Annotated in this window: 13 protein-coding genes; 10 read left to right on the top strand and 3 right to left on the bottom strand. The window is 59.8% G+C overall.

Going from position 1 to position 18994, the window contains the following annotated elements:
* Positions 1–13: 13 nt before the first annotated feature.
* Positions 14–1753 carry an IlvD/Edd family dehydratase gene (locus UIA24_RS09085; RefSeq protein ID WP_330522704.1) on the bottom strand — a complete coding sequence of 580 codons (1740 nt, stop codon included), beginning with the start codon at positions 1751–1753 and terminating at the stop codon, positions 14–16.
* Between the two features lie 197 nt (positions 1754–1950).
* Here UIA24_RS09085 and UIA24_RS09080 point away from each other — a divergent pair, with 197 nt between their 5' ends.
* Genes UIA24_RS09080 through dmpG form a run of 3 tightly spaced genes read left to right on the top strand, consistent with a single transcriptional unit; the run spans position 1951 to position 5274 of the window.
* Positions 1951–3258, top strand: coding sequence for an MFS transporter (locus tag UIA24_RS09080; protein WP_330522703.1), 1308 nt, complete (start codon positions 1951–1953; stop codon positions 3256–3258).
* Between the two features lie 43 nt (positions 3259–3301).
* Complete coding sequence (locus UIA24_RS09075) at positions 3302–4240, top strand: acetaldehyde dehydrogenase (acetylating) (RefSeq protein ID WP_330522702.1); 939 nt, start codon at positions 3302–3304, stop codon at positions 4238–4240.
* An 11-nt stretch (positions 4241–4251) separates the two neighbouring features.
* Complete coding sequence (gene dmpG, locus UIA24_RS09070) at positions 4252–5274, top strand: 4-hydroxy-2-oxovalerate aldolase (RefSeq protein ID WP_330522701.1); 1023 nt, start codon at positions 4252–4254, stop codon at positions 5272–5274.
* A gap of 143 nt (positions 5275–5417) precedes the next feature.
* Here the strand turns inward: dmpG and UIA24_RS09065 are convergent, their stop codons facing one another.
* The gene (locus tag UIA24_RS09065; protein ID WP_330522700.1) at positions 5418–6374 is read right to left on the bottom strand and encodes a LysR family transcriptional regulator; all 957 of its coding nucleotides are present in this window, start codon (positions 6372–6374) and stop codon (positions 5418–5420) included.
* Positions 6375–6525: 151 nt separating this feature from the next.
* Here UIA24_RS09065 and UIA24_RS09060 point away from each other — a divergent pair, with 151 nt between their 5' ends.
* The 3 genes from UIA24_RS09060 to UIA24_RS09050 are packed head-to-tail and all read left to right on the top strand — an operon-like array spanning position 6526 to position 9495.
* Positions 6526–7359, top strand: coding sequence for an amidohydrolase family protein (locus UIA24_RS09060; RefSeq protein ID WP_330522699.1), 834 nt, complete (start codon positions 6526–6528; stop codon positions 7357–7359).
* A 49-nt stretch (positions 7360–7408) separates the two neighbouring features.
* On the top strand, positions 7409–8755 hold the full coding sequence (locus tag UIA24_RS09055) for an MFS transporter (protein WP_330522698.1): 1347 nt from the start codon (positions 7409–7411) through the stop codon (positions 8753–8755).
* The gene (locus tag UIA24_RS09050; protein ID WP_102053145.1) at positions 8755–9495 is read left to right on the top strand and encodes an SDR family NAD(P)-dependent oxidoreductase; all 741 of its coding nucleotides are present in this window, start codon (positions 8755–8757) and stop codon (positions 9493–9495) included. Before UIA24_RS09055 ends, UIA24_RS09050 begins: the two co-directional genes overlap by 1 nt.
* A 206-nt stretch (positions 9496–9701) precedes the next feature.
* On the opposite strand, the gene UIA24_RS09045 is transcribed toward UIA24_RS09050, so the two are convergent.
* Positions 9702–12125 (bottom strand): glucose/quinate/shikimate family membrane-bound PQQ-dependent dehydrogenase, encoded by a 2424-nt coding sequence (locus tag UIA24_RS09045; RefSeq protein ID WP_330522697.1) that lies wholly within the window; start codon positions 12123–12125, stop codon positions 9702–9704.
* 436 nt (positions 12126–12561) lie between these two features.
* On the opposite strand from UIA24_RS09045, the gene feaR reads away from it, so the two are divergent.
* From feaR to UIA24_RS09025, 4 genes are all read left to right on the top strand, one after another.
* A complete protein-coding gene (gene feaR, locus UIA24_RS09040) occupies positions 12562–13494 on the top strand; it encodes a transcriptional regulator FeaR (RefSeq protein WP_330522696.1) in 933 nt (310 codons plus the stop codon).
* Positions 13495–13672: 178 nt separating this feature from the next.
* Positions 13673–15784 (top strand): PQQ-dependent dehydrogenase, methanol/ethanol family, encoded by a 2112-nt coding sequence (locus UIA24_RS09035; RefSeq protein ID WP_330522695.1) that lies wholly within the window; start codon positions 13673–13675, stop codon positions 15782–15784.
* A 94-nt stretch (positions 15785–15878) separates the two neighbouring features.
* Positions 15879–16739: a transporter gene (locus tag UIA24_RS09030; protein WP_065758969.1), complete on the top strand. Its 861-nt coding sequence runs from the start codon at positions 15879–15881 to the stop codon at positions 16737–16739.
* A 204-nt stretch (positions 16740–16943) separates the two neighbouring features.
* Positions 16944–18965 (top strand): TonB-dependent receptor family protein, encoded by a 2022-nt coding sequence (locus tag UIA24_RS09025; RefSeq protein WP_330522694.1) that lies wholly within the window; start codon positions 16944–16946, stop codon positions 18963–18965.
* The last annotated feature ends 29 nt before the right edge of the window (positions 18966–18994 follow it).

The raw sequence follows: 18994 nt of genomic DNA, 5'->3' as shown, positions 1-18994 counted from the left end.
GCTCATGTTGAGATCAGTGCGAGTGACGCGGTACTTCCGAACCGCGACAGCCAACCAGGAAGTCGAAGTCGCAGCCTTGATCGGCCTGCAGCACATGATCGACATACAGGCGGCTGTAGCCGCTGGAGAAAATTTTGGCGCTTGTGTCGGGGTTGAGATCGCTTAGTCGCGCCTGCAATTCCTCGTCGCTGATGTCCAGATGCAGGCGACCACCCGCACAGTCGAGCTCGATAAAGTCACCATTGCGTACGGCCGCCAGTGGTCCACCCGCGGCTGCTTCCGGGGCGACGTGGAGCACCACGGTGCCGTAGGCGGTGCCGCTCATGCGCGCATCGGACAGGCGCACCATGTCTGTTACGCCCTTGGCCAGGACTTTGGGGGGCAAGCCCATGTTGCCGACTTCGGCCATCCCAGGATAACCCTTGGGGCCTGCGTTTTTCAGGACAAGGACGCAGGTTTCGTCAACATCCAGATCCGGGTCGGCAATGCGCGCCTTGTAGTCGTCGAAGTTCTCGAAGACCACTGCACGCCCGCGATGCTGCATAAGCTCGGGGGTCGCTGCCGAAGGCTTGAGAACCGCGCCGCGGGGTGACAGATTGCCACGCAAGATGCAAAGCCCACCGTCGGCCACCAGCGGGTTGTCGATCTGGCGGATCACTTCATCGTTGTACTGTGGCGAGGCCTGGCAGTTTTTCCATAGGCTTTGGCCGTTGGCAGTCAGGGCGTCGGGGTTAGGGAGCAGGCCGGATTCGCCAAGACGACGGATCACCGCTGGCAGGCCACCCGCGTAGTAGAACTCTTCCATTAGAAAACGACCGGAAGGCTGCATGTCGACGATGGTGGGTGTACCGCGACCAATGCGAGTCCAGTCCTCCAGATCCAGTTCGACGCCGATGCGCCCGGCAATGGCCTTCAGGTGAATCACTGCGTTGGTCGAGCCGCCGATGGCGGCGTTGACTTTGATGGCGTTCTCGAACGCAGCTTTGGTGAGAATCTTCGACAAACGCAGGTCCTCATGGACCATGTCGACGATACGCATGCCCGACAGGTGCGCCAGGACGTAGCGGCGAGAGTCAACGGCCGGGATCGCTGCGTTGTGCGGAAGTGAGGTGCCTAGGGCCTCGGCCATGCAGGCCATGGTAGAGGCGGTACCCATGGTGTTGCAGGTCCCGGCCGAGCGTGACATACCTGCTTCGGCGGAAAGGAATTCATCAAGGCTGATCTGCCCGCCCTTGTAGGCTTCGTGCATCTGCCAGACCACAGTACCGGACCCGATATCCTTGCCTTTGTGCTTGCCGTTGAGCATCGGGCCACCGGTGACGACGATCGCTGGAACGTCGCAACTGGCTGCGCCCATCAGAAGGGCCGGGGTGGTCTTATCGCAACCGGCGAGCAGGACCACGGCATCTACCGGGTTTCCTCGAATGGCTTCTTCCACATCCATGCTGGCCAGGTTTCGGGTGAGCATGGCAGTAGGGCGCAGGTTCGATTCGCCGCTGGAGAACACCGGGAACTCGACAGGGAAGCCTCCGGCCTCAAGTACGCCTTTCTTTACGTGTTCGGCGATTTTGCGGAAATGCGCGTTGCAGGGCGTCAGTTCTGACCAGGTGTTACAGATGCCGATGATGGGCTTGCCCTGGAATTCGTGATCCGGGATACCCTGATTTTTCATCCAACTGCGGTACATGAAACCGTTCTTGTCGGCCGTACCGAACCATTGTGCGGAACGAAGCGGAGTTTTTTTATCTGTCATGGCGCGGTCAGCTCTTATTGTATGACTAATTGGAGGATGTTCCGCTGAATTTACCCGATAAAAAGCCATTTTGAAATCGTTGCGCACAAAATAGTATTACTATATTGTCTCGGTCACTTGGCCGGGATCGGTGCGCCACTGCCGCTTCGACTGGTCGGGGTCAACAAATCCATAACAAAAACAATTTGGAGAAGACTATGAGTCCGGAAGCTCGGATCATTCGCACGCTCACGCTCAGGTTGATTCCCTTCCTGATCCTGTTGTACCTCGTTGCCTTCATCGACCGCTCCGCGGTCGGCTTCGCCAAATTGCACATGAATGCCGATATAGGCCTGAGTGACATGGCTTATGGTTTTGGTGCAGGCCTGTTCTTCATTGGCTACTTTATGTTCGAGGTGCCGAGCAATCTGTTGCTGGAACGTTTCGGTGCGCGTCGTTGGTTTGCCCGCATACTCATCACGTGGGGTGCGATCACGGTGGGCATGGCGTTTGTACAGGGCTCCTACAGCTTCTATGTGATGCGCTTTTTGCTGGGTGCAGCCGAAGCCGGGTTTTTCCCGGGTGTGCTGTACTACATCACCCGTTGGTTCCCTGTACGTAACCGCGGCAAGGTGCTGGGCTTCTTTATTCTTTCCCAGCCCATTGCGCTGATGGTTACCGGGCCACTGGCCGGCTGGCTGTTGGGCATGAATGGCATTCTCGGTCTGGCCGGCTGGCAGTGGCTGTTCATTACCATCGGCATTCCGGCGATCGCGCTGGCCTGGCCAACGCTGAAGTTCCTTCCTGACACCCCCAAGGATGCGCGCTGGCTGGCGGATGCTGATCGCCAATGGCTGCTCGGTGAACTGGAAAAAGACCGCAAGGAGTACGGCCAGACCGAGCACACCAATCCATTGCGTGCCCTGACCGATCGCCGTGTACTGATCCTGGCCCTGTTATACCTTCCAAGCACCCTGAGCACTTATGGCCTGAGCCTGTGGCTGCCGACCCTGGTGCATCAGTTCGGCGGCAGCGACCTGACGACGGGCTTCATCTCAGCGATTCCATACATCTTCGGTGTTATTGGCCTGCTGATCATCCCGCGCAGCTCCGACCGTTTGAATGATCGCTATGGGCATCTCACGGTGCTTTATATCCTTGGCGCCACAGGCTTGTTCCTCAGCGCATGGCTGAGCTTGCCAAGCCTGCAGCTGGCGGCTCTGTGCCTGACGGCCTTCAGTCTGTTCTCGGTAACAGCAATCTTCTGGGTGCTGCCGGGGCGCTTCCTGTCCGGTGCCACGGCCGCTGCGGGGATCGCGTTGATCAACTCGTTCGGCAACCTGGGCGGTTACATCGGTCCGTTCGGTATCGGTGCCTTGAAGGAGTACACCGGCTCTTTGTCCTCCGGCCTGTATTTCCTTTCGGCGGTGATGCTCAGTGGTGTGGTGTTGACCTACATCGTTTACACAAAACTGGAAAAGAAAGCCTCGCTCGCGCGTAACGCTGCGCTCGGACAGGCATCCTGATTGCTCAGGTGGGCAGGGATGCCCGCCGTTCTGGAGTACTTGCATGACTAGAAAACTCAAAGTCGCCATCGTCGGCTCGGGCAACATCGGAACTGATCTGATGATCAAGGTCCTGCGTAACAGTCAGCACCTTGAAATGGCTGCCATGGTGGGCATTGACCCGGCGTCCGACGGGCTGGCCCGCGCCCAGCGCATGGGGGTTGCCACCACCCATGAAGGGGTCGAAGGGCTGACCCGCATGGATGTGTTCAAGGACATCGACTTTGTCTTTGACGCCACCTCAGCTGGCGCCCACGTGAAGAACGATGCTTTCCTGCGTTCGATTAAACCGGGTATCCGCCTGATCGACCTGACCCCGGCCGCCATCGGCCCGTACTGTGTGCCAGTGGTCAACCTGGAACAGAATCTTGCCCAGCTCAATGTGAACATGGTCACCTGTGGTGGCCAGGCGACCATCCCGATGGTCGCAGCAGTATCGCGGGTGGCCAAGGTGCATTATGCAGAGATTGTCGCCTCAATCGCGAGCAAGTCGGCCGGCCCTGGCACCCGTGCTAACATCGACGAATTCACTGAGACCACATCCAAGGCCATTGAAGTGATTGGAGGCGCTGGCAAGGGCAAGGCGATCATCGTCATGAACCCGGCCGAACCGCCTCTGATGATGCGTGACACAGTATTCGTCCTGTCCGAAGCTGCCGATCAGGGGCAGATCGAAGCGTCTGTCGAAGAAACTGTTGCAGCGGTGCAGGCCTATGTGCCGGGCTATCGCCTCAAGCAGAAAGTGCAGTTCGACGTTATCCCGGAGAACGCGCCCCTGAAAATTCCCGGCCTGGGTACATTTTCCGGTCTGAAGACCTCGATTTTTCTGGAAGTCGAAGGCGCCGCCCATTACCTGCCAGCCTACGCTGGCAACCTCGACATCATGACCTCAGCGGCCCTGGCCACCGCCGAGCGCATGGCGCTGTCGATGCTGAATGCTTGAGGACAAACGCCATGACGTTCAACCCTGCGAAAAAGCTCTACATTTCAGACGTGACGTTGCGTGACGGCAGCCATGCCGTTCGCCATCAGTATTCGATCCAGAATGTCCAGGACATCGCCCGTGCGCTGGACAAGGCAAAAGTCGATTCGATCGAGGTCGCCCACGGTGACGGCCTGCAGGGCTCTAGCTTCAACTACGGCTTTGCCGCTCACACCGATCTAGAGTGGATCGAAGCCGTGGCGGATGTGATCAGCCATGCAAAAATCACTACGTTGCTGCTGCCCGGTATCGGTAGCGTGCATGACCTCAAGGCTGCCTACGACGCTGGCGCCCGGGTGGTTCGCGTGGCGACCCATTGCACCGAAGCGGACGTGGCCAAGCAACATATCGGTTACGCTCGCGAATTGGGCATGGACACTGTCGGTTTCCTGATGATGAGCCACATGCTCGCCCCCGAACAGTTGGCGCAACAGGCAAAGCTGATGGAAAGCTACGGCGCTACTTGCGTGTACATGGCCGATTCTGGCGGTGCAATGAACATGCAGGATGTGCGCGAACGGTTCCGCGCCTTCAAGGCTGTGCTAAAGCCGGAGACCGAAACCGGCATGCACGCGCACCACAACTTGAGCCTTGGCGTGGCAAACTCGATCACTGCGGTGGAAGAGGGCTGCGACCGCATCGACGCGAGCCTCGCCGGTATGGGCGCTGGCGCCGGTAACGCGCCGCTTGAAGTTTTCATCGCGGCAGCCGAGCGCCTTGGTTGGAACCACGGCACCGACCTCTATACGTTACTCGATGCTGCCGACGATATTGTCCGGCCACTGCAGGACCGCCCGGTACGGGTCGATCGGGAGACGCTGGCACTGGGCTATGCCGGTGTCTACTCGAGCTTCCTGCGTCATGCCGAAATCGCCGCAGCCAAGTACGGCCTCAGGACCCTCGACATTCTTGTCGAACTGGGCAAACGGCGTATGGTCGGCGGCCAGGAAGACATGATCGTTGATGTGGCGCTGGACCTGCTCAACAAGGCCTGAACTCAACCCGGCCCAAGTTCTTGATGGGCTACCCGGTTCTGATACGTGTTGTGCCACATTTCGAGTTGAGCGATTTGTAGCTGTGATCGGAACCGGTCTTGCGTCTTGCGGGTGACGTATTGTCCGCTTCACCGAAGGGGTAGTTATCGGTCGGCATTCGGCAATTCGAAGCCCGGGATGACCCGCCCCACCGTGATCGCCTGGCGATAAAGCACCTGCATGATCTGTATGGCCGACTCGGACATCGGCTCGAACCGTGAGTAGACAAAGCTGATATCGAAGTGAATCGCCTCAACCAGCGGTACAACGATCAGACCGCTGTCCTGCGCCACGAACTCGTCGATGATGGTCAAACCCATGCCCTGCTTGACCAAGGCGACCGCTTCGTTTGCATTGGTGAAATTCAGCATCGACTTCAGGTGCAAGCCTTGGCGTTCAATCTCGTTGGCCAGCAACCGGCCAAACGGCATGTCAGGGCGAAACAGCAGTAATGGCTGGTCGACCAATTCATGCAATGACAGTGACGACCTTTTGGCAAAGGGATGATCCGCTGGCATCACGCAGACCATGCGTGCACGCATGAAGGCACGCGAGTGCAGGTGGTCATGGATCAGCGGTAGTGCCGAAATTGCCAGGTCGACTTTCTTGGAGAGGATCTGGTTGGGCATATCTCCCATCAACGTGGTTTGCCATTCAATATTCAGCGCCGGTACTTCTCGCTTGAGTTGGGCTAAGGCGAACGGGATGACCACGGTCGACAGCGACGCGCTGCAACAGATGCGGAGCTGGCGGTGGGTACCGCTGGCCAGGGCAAGTGCACATTCGTTGACCGCCAGCGCGGCTTGGTAAACGCGCTCGACTTCCCGGTAAAGGGTGTGGGCCTCGGCGGTGGGTACCAAGCGGTTGTTGATGCGCTGGAACAAGCGGTAGGCCAGCCGGCTTTCGATATAGGCGATCAGCTTGCTGACCGCCGGCTGCGACACATACAGCATTTTCGCCGCAGCGCTGATCGATCCCGTGAGCATCACTGCCCGGAACACTTCCATGTGTCGCAGCTTGAACACCATCGTGTTGGCGTCTGGGCCTTCGCCGTAGGGCATGGGGTCATTAACCTTTGGTTATTGTTCTAGCGATCTCTGTATGAGCGCGTTTTACAGCGTGATCGTATCTTCACTGCAGCTGCATCGCTCGCAGCGACGAACAATAACAAAGATCAATGATCAAGCGCAGCGACGCTTGGCAGGAGCAGCCTTGAGCATCTACGACGAACCCAAGATTGATTGCCATAACCATCTCTTTGACCCCGTGCGATTTCCTTATCGCGCCGACACGCTCTACACGCCGACCAAGCAGGAAGTTGCGCCCCTTGAACAGTTCGGTCGGGTCATGGACGCCTATGGCGTGCAACACGCTTTGCTGGTGGGGCCGACTAGCGGCTATCGCACAGACAACCGTTGCCTGCTGCATGCATTGGCCCAAGGCGAGGGCCGTTTCAAGGGCATTGCCGTGGTCGACCCTGGCACTGGCCTGGAAGAACTGGCAGCGCTGAGGGAACAGGGGGTGGTGGGTATAGCGTTCAACCCGGCGCTGGAAGGGGTGGCGGTGATGAACGGTGCGGCCGCACTGTTCGAACGGCTCGCCGAACTGGACCTCTTCGCACAGATTCAGGTGTGCGGCGACCAGCTAGTCGACTTGCAGGGCTTGATAGAAACGACTGCGCCGCGCTTGCTAATCGACCATTGTGGCCGCCCCGATATCAACTCAGGCCTGAACCAGGCAGGGTTCCAGACGCTCTTGGGCCTTGCCGGGAGCGGCAGAGCCTGCGTGAAAATCTCCGGCATGCATAAGTTCGCCGCCTTGAATCATCTGGATGAGCAGTCAGGCGATTACGTGCGCGCACTGCTCGAGGCCTTTGGCCCGGATGCCTGTGTGTGGGGCTCGGACTGGCCGTTCATTCGCGAGCAGTCGCGGGTGGACTACGGGCCGCTGCTGAAGCTGGCAGAGCGGTTGATGCCCGATACCGATGTACGTCGCAAAGTGATGTGGGACACGCCACGGCGATTGTTCGGCTTTGGCGAGCATTGAGCCAGACCTGGGCTGAGTAACAACCCCGATAATAACAAGGAACAAGACAATGACGACCGACAATCGATTCGGAGCGGCAACGTTCGCCTGTCCGACGGCGCAAATTGCCAGAACACGCACTAGATTCATGATCCTGGCGCTGATATCCGGTGGCACCATGATCAACTACCTGGATCGCAGTGTGATGGGCATCGCCGCCCCCAGCATCAGTGCCGACCTGGGCCTGAACGCGGTGATGATGGGCCTGATTTTCTCGGCGTTCTCCTGGACCTACGCGGCAGCGCAGATTCCTGGCGGAATCCTGATCGATCGGCTGGGCACGAAACGCACTTACTGGCTGGCGCTGACATTATGGTCGTTGTTTACGGGCCTGCAGGGTCTCGCGCAAGGCTTTCTCTCGTTGCTGGGCTTTCGCTTGCTGGTGGGCGCCAGCGAAGCACCGTGCTTTCCCACCAATAGCCGTGTGGTGGCGACCTGGTTCCCGCAGAATGAACGTGCCCGGGCGACCGGTATCTACACCTTCGCCGAATACGTCGGCCTGGCATTCCTCACGCCGTTGCTGTTCTGGGTGTTGCACGCCTATGGCTGGCGCGTTCTGTTGATGGCAGTGGGCGTCCTGGGGGTGATCTACGGCCTGGTCTGGTTGCGCAAGTACCACGAGCCTCATGAGTCGACCACGGCCAATCAGGCGGAGCTTGATTACATTGCCGAAGGTGGCGGAGTGATCGATGGTGGCCAGAAAGCCAAGCGGTTCTGCTGGTCGCAGATTCCCGCGCTGCTCAAGCACCGGAACATGCTGGGGATTTGCCTGGGGCAGTTTGCCTGTAACTCGACCAACGTGTTTTTCCTGACTTGGTTTCCCACCTATCTGGTCACAGAGCGGTACATGCCTTGGCTCAAGGTGGGTTGGGTAGCGGTGCTGCCATTCATCGCAGCCTCGCTCGGTACCCTGGCCGGCGGCTGGTTGTCGGACGCCTTGTTGCGCCGCGGCTACTCGCTGAATCTCGCACGTAAGTTGCCGGTGATTGCGGGGCTTCTGACCGCATCCGTGATCGTGCTGGCCAACTACGTGGACTCCGATGCGCTGGTGATTGCCATTCTCTGCGTGGCCTATTTTGCCCAGGGCATGTCTGCGCTGGCCTGGATGATCGTCTCCGATATCGCACCCAAAGGCTTGCTCGGCTTGAGCGGCGGGGTATTCAACCTGTTTGCCAATGCCGCCGGTATCGTCACCCCGCTGACCATCGGCGTCATTGTCTCGACCACTGGCTCGTTCGTCTGGGCATTGGCCTTTGTGTCCTCGATTACCGTACTGGGTGCGCTGTGTTACCTGTTCATGGTCCGCGATCTGCAGCGCCTGCCTGATATTCAATCCGTTCAACAAGGAGCACTTTGATGACTCTACAGCTTGAAGGTCAGACGGCCATCGTTACCGGCGGCATGCGCGGTATTGGCCTGGGCATCGCTCGCCGCTTGCACAGCGCGGGTGCGCAAATTGTTATCTGGGACCTGGCAGTCGATGGCTGGGACAGCATCGCCAATGGCTTTGAACCGGTGATGCGCCAGGCGGTCAACGTGGCTTCCCTGGCGTCCGTAGAAACAGCCTTCGGCGAGGTCGTTGCCCAGCAAGGACGAGTCGATATCCTGGTCAACAATGCCGGTATCAATGGGCCGGTCGTTCCCTCCTGGGAGTACCCGGCCAGCGCCTGGGACCAGGTCATTGCTATCGACCTGACCGGCGTGTTCTATTGCTGCCGCACGGTCATCCCGCACATGCGCGAGCGCGGTTACGGGCGTATCGTCAATATCGCGTCAATGGCAGGCAAGGATGGCGTGCAGTACATTTCGGCCTACTCAGCGGCCAAGGCCGGCGTGATCGCATTCACCAAAGCCGCGGCGAAGGAACTGGCCCAGGACGGCGTGCTGCTCAACTGCATCGCACCGGCCATGGTGGAAACCGGGCTGATGGCGGAAATGACGCCCGAGCACATTGCGGCAAGCAAGGCCAAGATTCCCATGGGGCGTTTCCTGCAAATCGAGGAGATCGCCAACATGGTGACCTGGATCGCCGGGCCTGAGTGCAGTTTCACCACAGGCTTTGTGTTCGACCTCAGTGGGGGGAGGGCGACCTATTGAGCGATCTGGGTGTAGTGCAACTCACCGCAAGTGAGCTCGAGACCGGCTAGCCCTTGTAGCGGGTGCCGAAGGTGGCGTGGAGGTCTTCCTTGACCTCGAAAGATCAAGGAAGACGCAGCCTTCGTCAGCGGCTATAGGGGGCGTGCAAGCAACAACGTAACGCTGAAACCCTCATGTGACGACAGCGGGTTTCACGTGTTACAGGTTTACTTGCTGTCAGGCAGCGCGTAAGCCATCACATAATCGCCGCGATCAGGTGACTGACGCGCACCACCCGCGGTGATGACGATGTACTGCTTGCCCGTCTTCGGCGACACGTAGGTCATTGGGCCACCCTGACTGCCTACAGGCAGGCGGGCTTTCCAGGCTTCTTCACCGGTGGCCGAGTTGAAGGCGCGCAGGTAGTAATCCTGAGTGCCGGCAATGAACACCAGTCCGCCCTGGGTGGACAGCGTACCACCTAGCGTCGGCATGCCGATCGGCAGAGGCAGGTGCATCTTGATACCCAATGGGCCTGTGTCCTGGACGGTGCCAACCGGTACTTGCCAGGCGATTTTCTGGCTCTTCATGTCGATGGCGGTCAAGGTCCCAAAGGGGGGTGCCTGGCAAGGGATGCCGGCAACCGACAGGAAGCGGTTCTTGTTCACCGCATACGGCGTGCCTTTGAGCGGTACCGCGCCCATGCCGGTGTTCAAGGCTTCACCACCGGAAGAGGCCTTGGCATCTTTCTGTTGTGGAATCATCTGTATCCACAGGCCCAGACGCATGTCGTTGACGAAGATGAAACCGTGTACCGGATCGGTCGAAATACTGCCCCAGTTCATCCCGCCCAGCGAGCCCGGGAAGCTCAGCGACACATCGGTGCCAGGCGCGGTGTACAGCCCCTCGTAACGCATTTTCTTGAACGAGATACGGCACAGCAGTTGGTCAAATGGAGTGGCTCCCCACATGTCCGACTCCGAAAGGTGCTGGGCGCCGATCTGCGGCATCCCTACCGATTTCGGCTGGGTCAGCGAGTAAGGCTCGTTCGGGATGTTGGCCGCCTTGACCGGAACTTCTTCAACCTTGGTTAACGGCTGGCCAGTGTGGCGGTCCAGTACATAGATCTGGCCGGCTTTGGTACCGATCACAACGGCGGGGACCTTACTGCCGTCAGCCTTGGTGAAATCGATCAGGCTTGGCTGCATCGGCAGGTCGAAGTCCCACAGGTCATTGTGGACGGTCTGGTAGACCCACTTCTCTTCGCCAGTGGTCGCGTTCAGCGCCAGAACGGAAGCACCGTACTTGTGGTTCAGCTCGGTACGCTCCACACCGTAGATGTCGGTGGAGGAGCTGCCCATCGGCAGGAAGACGGTGTTCATCGCCGGGTCATAGGACATCGGGGCCCAGCTGTTAGGCGTACTGCGCACGTAGGTGCTACCGGCAGCCGGCGCTCGCTTGTCTTGCGGGTTGCCCGGGTCGAACGCCCAGCGCATTTCGCCGGTGATCACGTCGAAGCCACGGATCACGCCGCCTGGCATGTCGGTCTGGACGTTGTCGGCCACACGGCCGCCCACTACCACCGTGGTCCCGGCCATCAGCGGCGCCGAGGACAACTGGTAATAGGCGTCAGGCACATTGCCCAGACCAACTTTCAGGTCAACCTGGCCATTCTTGCCGAAGCCTTGGCAGTACTCGCCGGTGTCGGCGTCCACGGCGATCAGGCGCGCATCGATGGTGTTGGTCAGCAGGCGGCGTTGGCAAGCGGCACCGGCCGGCACCGATACAGGCTTGACCGGCGTGCTGCCATCGGTGGGCTGGGCGACCGCAGCGGTAGCATCGAAGTAGGCGAGACCGCGGCAGCGCTGCCAAACAGCAGATTTGGCGTTGATCTCGTTTTTCCACAGTTGTTTGCCGGTGTCGGCATCCAGTGCAATGACGTTGTTGTGCGGGGTGCAGATGAACACCTTGTCGCCAACCTGCAACGGCGTCATCTGGTCTTCGGCGCCATTGCCATCACTGATGGCCATGTCTCCAGTGTGGTAGGTCCAGGCCGGCGCCAGCTTCGAAACGTTGTCACGGTTGATCTGGTCCAGCGCGGCGAAGCGGCCACCCCCTTCGTCGTTACCGTAGTGTTCCCAGTTTTTCTGGGCCTTGGCAGGGTCGACCTTGGTCAGCCCAGGGCCGTCACCGGTTGGCGCCACAGGCGCGTGTGGGACGAACATGCCAGCGAAACCGGCTAGCAAGGCGATCGCCAGAACACCGCTCGGGGCGTAGCTAGCGCTGCCGCTGGCCAGGCCATTGGCCTTGCGCAGGGTAGGGTAGACCAACGCCACCAGCAGGCTCAGCACGCCCAGAGCGAACAAACGAGAGACCAGTGGCCAGAAATTCAGACCGGCATCGGCGAGTGCCCAGACCACGGTGATTACCATCACCGCCGCGAACAGCCAGACGCCCGACAGGCGCTGTTTGAAGAGCAGAATGGAGGACACGATCAAACCGAGACCAGCGAGCAGAAAGTACCAACTGCCGCCAAGCGTAGCGAGGTATCCACCACCTGCTGCGAAGAGTAACCCGAATACCAGCACACCAAAGGCGCCGAACCCTATGAGCCAGCGACCGGCGGATGCCGGAGGTCGAGACGTAGTCATGTTGCATGATCCTTCTGACGCATGAGCGTTTGTGGGAGTAGTTTTAGAGTAGTGGAGGCCAGAGTGCTTGGCCTGGTTTTCAGGGCGCCGGTCGCTGGGGAGTCCCAACGCCTGCGCATCGCCGCTGACACAACCGCTCAAGGCGATGTGTTCGATGAAAGCCCGAAAATTATGAACTAAATAGTTAGTCTTGTGACGATATCAAAAAATGAGGGTGGCTGCGACACGTTGTCATTTGCCAGAAAGGTCGATGTCAAAGCCGAACTTGGTCGCCAGCACCACGTGCTCACGAATCTTGCGTGTCTCTTTCTGAGGCGAGCCTTCCAGGCTCGTGAGCAGCATTCAGCATGGGTGCGAAGCACCCATTCGACCACCCCAGACCTTGCCCTCCAGCAATTTAGATAATATGTTAATAAAAATAAATCCTGGAGGCGCCATGTTCCTGTCATCAAGCGAGCAGATCGGATTCGAACGCTGGTGCCAGTCCCTACGCAGCATCTGCGGCAATTTCAGCACGCTGCCTTCTAGCCTTACCCGGCATTTCATCGGAGAAATCCACAGCCAGGCGATTGGGGCGCTGGATACGGCGCATATCCGTACTAATGCCAGTTTGATCAGTCGTGAGCGTATCGGTATCGACAGTGATGACAGTCACTGCTTCCTCATCTATCAGCGCAGCGGCCGCCAGCGGATCCGTCAGGCCGGGATGGAGGTGGAGTTGGGGCCGGAGGACATTGCACTTGTGGACTCGGCGAGGTTGTTCGAAATCGAGCCGCTGGGGTTGGTGGAGAACGTCTCTGTGCATCTGCCACGGGACATCGTCACCTGCAAATTCAAGGGCGATAACCTGTTCGGCAAACTGTCGCGCAATAACGTTTCCAGTCGCATGGTGCGTTCGCTGGTGCAGTCGATCGGCATGCTTGGCGACGGTGCCGCCAGTGGTGACGATGGACAGGCGATCCAGAGTGCGCTGGTCAGCCTGGTGCTGCCGGCGATGTCCGGCCAGGCGCAAAGGCAGGAGCATCCGCTGGAAAGCAGTAATCTGTATTTGACTGCGCTGCGCCTGGTGGATGAGTCTTTGCATGATGTAGATCTGGGCCCGGCCTATCTCGCCGATCAGTTGCACACGTCTGTGCGCAGCCTTTATCGCCTGTTTGAAGAGCACGGTGAAAGCGTGTCGCGCTACATACTCCGAACCCGCCTGAGTAAAGTGGCCCATGACCTGTGCAGCCCGCCATTGCGCAGTCAATCAATCACCCAGATTGCCTTCAAGTGGGGCTTTGTCGATGTTGCCCATTTCAGCCGGGCGTTCAAGCGTCAGTTCGAAGTCTCGCCCCGTGATTACCGGGCGCATGCGTTCCAGAAGTAAGCCCAGTCGGTACTGGCAGAAAATGCCAACTGAATTGGCGGCCACAGTCAAGCGCAGCCCTCCCTCAAAACTTCTAATACCTCTACGTAGCGCAAGCCCTGCTATTGCGTGACCCGCGGGGGCGGTCTGCCCTGTGGATTCATAAAAACAATAAATGTGTCGTTGGAGTCAGAAACACATGAAAACCCTCTTTCTGCTGGCGGGTCTCCCATTGCTGCTTTCCTCCCTGCATGCCTCGGCTGTGGAAAGCACGCATCCTGCCCAGGTCGATACGAAACGCCTTGTCAACGCCAATCTCGAACCCGGCAACTGGATGAGCCACGGTCGTACCTATGATGAACAGCGCTACAGTCCGCTCAGTGGTGTCAATGACAAGAACGTCAGCCAGCTCGGCGTGGCCTGGACCACTCGCCTGGATATCGACAGCGGTACTGAAGCGACGCCCTTGGTGGTTGACGGGGTGATGTATACCACCGGTGCCTTCAGCATCGTCTATGCGATGAATGCGGCCACCGGTGAGCTTCTGTGGAAGTACGATCCGAAAGTGCCGCCAGCCAACCTCAGCCAGGGCTGCTGCGGCCCGGTCAACCGCGGTGTCGCGGTGTGGAACGGTAAAGTCTACGTCGGCAGCTTCGACGGCCGTCTGATCGCCCTCGACGCGGCTACGGGTCAGGAAGTCTGGTCGGTGGACACCATTCTCGATCGCTCCAAGAGCTACTCCATCACCGGCGCCCCGCGCATCGTCAAAGGCAAGGTGTTGATTGGCAACGGCGGTGCCGAGTTTGGCGTGCGGGGATATGTCACCGCCTACGACGCCGAGACTGGCAAGGAAGCCTGGCGCTTCTACACCGTACCGGGCGATCCGAAGCTGCCGCCGGAAAACCCGGCGATGGCCATGGCCCTCAAAACCTGGACCGGCGACAGTTGGGTAAAGTGGGGCGGCGGCGGCACGGCTTGGGACTCCATGGCCTATGATCCGGAGCTGGACCTTCTGTACATTGGCACCGGCAACGGCTCGCCGTGGAATTACCAGTTCCGCAGCGAGGGCAAGGGCGACAACCTGTTCGTCTCGTCGATCCTGGCCCTGCGCCCGGACACCGGCGAGTACGTCTGGCACTATCAGGTCACGCCGCAGGACCGTTGGGACTACACCGCAACCCAGCACATGATTCTCGCCGACATCAAGGTTGACGGCCAGGTGCGTAAGGTGTTGATGCAGGCGCCGAAGAACGGCTTCTTCTATGTGCTAGACCGCACCAACGGCAAGCTGATCTCGGCGAAGAACTACGTGCCGGTGAACTGGGCCAGTGAGATTGACCTGAAGACGGGTCGTCCGGTGCTGACCGGCGCCGCGGACTACTCCAAGGAGCCGAAAGTCGTACAACCGAGCTTCCTCGGTGGACACAACTGGCACCCAATGTCCTACAACCCCAACACCGGTTACGTGTACATTCCGGCCCAGCACACCCTGGCCGAGCTGAAGGCGGCCAAGGAGCCGGTGTTCGTCCCGAACAAGTCGGTAGTGAACTTCGGTCTGGACGTGCCCGACCTGCCGGAAGACCCGAAGATCCTCAACCAGATCCGCGACGCCTGGACCGGCGAGTTGATCGCGTGGGACCCGGTCAAGCAGGCGCCGGCCTGGAAGCAGGCGTACATCAGTGCAGGCAACGGCGGCACCCTGAGCACCGGCGGCAACCTGGTGTTCCAAGGCACCGCCGATGGAAGGGTTGTGGCTTACAGCGCCGACAAGGGCGAGAAACTCTGGGAGCACCGCGCCAACTCCGGCGTGATGGCTGGCCCCATTACCTACACCGTTGGCAACGACCAGTACGTGGCGTTCTCCGTGGGCTGGGGCGGTATTTTGCCGTTGCTGACTGGGCCGCTGACTAACAAGGGCAAGGTGCAGCCAGAGTCGCGGATCATCGCCTTCAAGCTGGGCGCCAAGGGTGAACTGCCGCCGCCGCGTCAGGCACCTGTGTTCCCCAACGTCGACCTGAAACTGACCGCCACGCCGGAGCAATTGGTCCAGGCCCGCGGTATGTTCAACGGCCTGTGCGCCGGCTGCCATGGCCTCAACGCCATCAGCGGTGGTGTGGTCCCGGACCTGCGCTACCTGACCAAGGACAAACATGCGGCTTTCCCGGCGTTCGTCAGCGGCGCGCTGATCTATCGCGGCATGCCGAACTTCTCCGACATCCTCAAGCGCGAGGACATGGAGCTGATCCGTCAGTACCTGATCAAGCGCACCCATGACCTCCAGGCCGACCTGAAGGCCACTGCCGCGCACTAAGTCTCACCGCCGACCCAACCAAAGCCTTGGTGGCCCCTGAAAAGGGGCTGCCCGGGGCGCTTCACGCCAACAAAAACAACAACGAGAGTTCACCATGAAGATCATCAGTCCCTCGACCCTGGCGACCGGCCTGGCTGTGTTTGGTATTTCCCTGTCCGCGCTGGCCGACGTAAAGCCCGATCCGGGTGACTATACGGCGCTGCCCAAGGGCACCGACGTGGTCGTGCTTTACCAGCAGAACCCGCGCGGCGACAAGGTCTACTCCGGCGGCAAGAAGGTCGCCGACGACCTCGACCTGGACATGACCGTCGGCGTTCTGCGTCTGATCCACTTCACCGACTTTTTCGGCACCGGGTATACCTGGGACCCACAGATCGTTATCCCCTTCGGCCAGCAGGATATCGGCGCCAGCCATAGCAAGACGTCAGGGCTGGGCGACATCACCTTCGGCGGCACCTTGTGGACCATCGGCGATCTGGAACACAACGAGCACCTTGGCTGGTCGGTGTTCTTCACGGCGCCTACCGGCAGTGACAAGAACGAAGGTTTTGCCCTCAGCAACAACCGCTGGGCCGTGGACTTCCAGGTGGGCTACATCAAGGGCCTGACTGACAAAATCAGTTGGGATGTGATCGCCGAAGCTGAGTTCTATGACGATCAGCGTTCTACCGACGCGAAAAAGGACACGCTGCTGCAGCTGCACAATCACCTGCGCTACAACTTCACGCCTGACACCTATGCCGCCATCAGCTACAGGCACAACTGGGGCGCACGGGAAACCCTCGACGGCGAGACCCTGGCCACCAGCCACAACAATGGCACTGTCGGTTTCACCATGGCGACCATGGTCAACAAGCAATTGCAGTTGATGGGGCAGGTGATGCACGACACCTCGGTGCGTGAGGGGGTGAAGATCGATAATTCGCTGCAGTTTCGGTTGGCGTATTTCTATTGATCCGACTCGCTGGGGTAACGGGCCGCACGGCGGCCCCAACTTCCTGCTTTCGAGTGACCAACCTTCGTACCCTGCGCTTCTAAGTCCTGCTTAATAGCCATGTGCCTGTGAGCTTGCGCATGGTCTGCCTTAAACAGCGTCCAACCCAAGAGAGGGCGCCCCGGTACGTTGGAAAATGTCCAGCGCTGCCAAGTGGAACAACCCATGAAAAATAACCAGCGGCACCGTGCCGCACATCGCCGTAATGCATTCGGCGCACTTTTACTGACCACCACCGGCGCTCTGGCGGACTCATCCGTCGAAGTCAAACCGGTAGTCGTCACGGCTACCCGCACCGGTGACCAGTGGGCGCAGACCGCGCTGTCGGCCAGCGTCGTAGATGCCGCTGACAGCCGTGGCGAGCAGGCGTTGACTCTCGGCAATATGCTTTCCAGCGTGCCCGGTGTCGTCGTGCAGAGCCGCTACAACGCCGCCCAGGGCCTGCGGCCGGCGATCCGCGGTTTCGGCTCGCGCTCCAGTTTCGGCGTGCGCGGCATCCGCGTGCTGGTGGACGGCGTTCCCCTGACCATGCCCGACGGCCAGACTGAACTCGACGGTGTCGATATCGGCCTGGTGGAGCGTATGGAAGTCATCCGCGGCCCGGCCGCGGTGCTCTATGGCAACGGCGCCGGTGGCGTACTGGTGATCAACACCCGCGAGCCGGGCGACCATCCGAGCGTATCCGGCAACTTCGGTTTTGGCAGCTCCGGCTATCGCTGGCGGAGCGTCGAAGCCAGCGGCACCGAAGGCAACTTCGGCACCTTGGTGGCGGTCAGCTCGACCCAGGTGGATGGCTATCGTGATCACGCTACCAGCGAAGCCAACAATCTCACTGGCAAACTGCGCTGGTGGGGTGAGACCGGCCGTTTGGCGCTGAGCTTGCACGCCCTCGACAATCGATCCGAAGACCCCGGTGGTCTGACGCTCGATCAGGTTCGTACTGATCGTCATCAGGCGCGTCCGCAAAGCCTGAGCTTCGACGCTGACGAGCGCATCACCCAGCAGCGTCTGTCACTGGTTTGGGACGGCCAGTCGGTGGGCGAGGATACGTATCAGGTACGCAGCTACGTTGGTCAGCGCGACTTCACCAACCACCTACCGTTGGCGGCCAACGGGCAGACGAGCTACGAGCGACTGTTCGATGGTGTCGGCGCGCACTACAGCCATGTCGCAGACTGGTTCGGCCTGAGCCACACGCTGACGTTCGGTGCGGACCTGGAATCGCTGCGCGACGACCGTGATCGCAACAACAACCTCATCGGAGGCGAAAAAGGTGCTTTGACCCAACGTCAGCGTGAAGAGGCCCAGAGCCTTGGACTGTTCATTGAAAACCAGACTGCGCTAGGCGAAAACTGGATGCTCAGCCTCGGCCTGCGCCATGACGAAGTGCGTCTGAGCATCGACGATCACTTCCTCAGTGATGGCCGCGATGACTCCGGTGATCGGGTCTTGCGCGACCTTAACTACAGCGCTGGCCTCAGCTACCGCCTGGACGAGCACCACACCCTTTACACGCGCGTTGCGACCTCCTTCGAAACCCCGACGGTCAGCGAACTGGCGAACCCCGCGGGAGGCGGTTTCAACAGTAGCCTGGAGCCGGCCCACGCCCTCAACCAGGAAATCGGCCTGAAGGGCGAAACCGCGCACTGGCGTTACGAAGCGGTGGTCTACCGCATCGACACGCGCGATGAGCTGGTGCCTTATGTCGATGGCCGTACCTTCTACCGCAATGCCGGCTCCACCCGCCGCGACGGCCTGGAACTGAGCGCGCGCTGGCAGCCCGACGAGCACTGGCAACTGACCACCGCCTACAGCCTCAATGACTACAGCTACCGCAGTTTCGAGAATTACGATGGCAAGCGCCTGCCGGGCATCCCCGTGACGAGCCTGTTTGGTGAGCTGAGCTATAGCCGGGACAACTGGTATGCACGCATCAACACCTCGGTCTACGACCGCCAGTACGCGGACAGCGCCAACACCGCACGGGTGGGTGGCTATGCGGTGGTTAACCTGCGTGCCGGTATGTCACTCAAGGGCAAGGCGAAAAATCTGGAGCCTTATGTGGGGCTGGATAACCTCACGGACCGGCGTTACTACGACAACTTGCGGATCAATGACAATGCTGGTCGTTACTACGAACCTGCTCCAGGGCGGACGTTCTATGCAGGGCTGAAGGTACAGTTCTGAGTGGGGAGGGCAGTGCTCAGCTTGCGGTA

Origin of the sequence: Pseudomonas sp. AL 58 (genome assembly GCF_036348395.1) — a bacterium.
Lineage (GTDB): Bacteria > Pseudomonadota > Gammaproteobacteria > Pseudomonadales > Pseudomonadaceae > Aquipseudomonas > Aquipseudomonas defluvii.
The sequence above is the reverse complement of the archived record's forward strand: the minus strand, read 5'-3'. Positions and strand labels throughout refer to the sequence as shown.

Excerpts from the sequence above, each read along its gene's own strand:
- UIA24_RS09085 (WP_330522704.1), bottom strand. The coding sequence starts at position 1,753 with ATGACAGATAAAAAAACTCCGCTTCGTTCCGCACAATGGTTCGGTACG.
- UIA24_RS09030 (WP_065758969.1), top strand. The coding sequence starts at position 15,879 with ATGAAGATCATCAGTCCCTCGACCCTGGCGACCGGCCTGGCTGTGTTT.
- UIA24_RS09025 (WP_330522694.1), top strand. The coding sequence starts at position 16,944 with ATGAAAAATAACCAGCGGCACCGTGCCGCACATCGCCGTAATGCATTC.
- UIA24_RS09035 (WP_330522695.1), top strand. The coding sequence starts at position 13,673 with ATGAAAACCCTCTTTCTGCTGGCGGGTCTCCCATTGCTGCTTTCCTCC.
- UIA24_RS09075 (WP_330522702.1), top strand. The coding sequence starts at position 3,302 with ATGACTAGAAAACTCAAAGTCGCCATCGTCGGCTCGGGCAACATCGGA.
- feaR (WP_330522696.1), top strand. The coding sequence starts at position 12,562 with ATGTTCCTGTCATCAAGCGAGCAGATCGGATTCGAACGCTGGTGCCAG.
- UIA24_RS09065 (WP_330522700.1), bottom strand. The coding sequence starts at position 6,374 with ATGCCCTACGGCGAAGGCCCAGACGCCAACACGATGGTGTTCAAGCTG.
- UIA24_RS09050 (WP_102053145.1), top strand. The coding sequence starts at position 8,755 with ATGACTCTACAGCTTGAAGGTCAGACGGCCATCGTTACCGGCGGCATG.
- UIA24_RS09080 (WP_330522703.1), top strand. The coding sequence starts at position 1,951 with ATGAGTCCGGAAGCTCGGATCATTCGCACGCTCACGCTCAGGTTGATT.
- UIA24_RS09045 (WP_330522697.1), bottom strand. The coding sequence starts at position 12,125 with ATGACTACGTCTCGACCTCCGGCATCCGCCGGTCGCTGGCTCATAGGG.
- UIA24_RS09055 (WP_330522698.1), top strand. The coding sequence starts at position 7,409 with ATGACGACCGACAATCGATTCGGAGCGGCAACGTTCGCCTGTCCGACG.
- dmpG (WP_330522701.1), top strand. The coding sequence starts at position 4,252 with ATGACGTTCAACCCTGCGAAAAAGCTCTACATTTCAGACGTGACGTTG.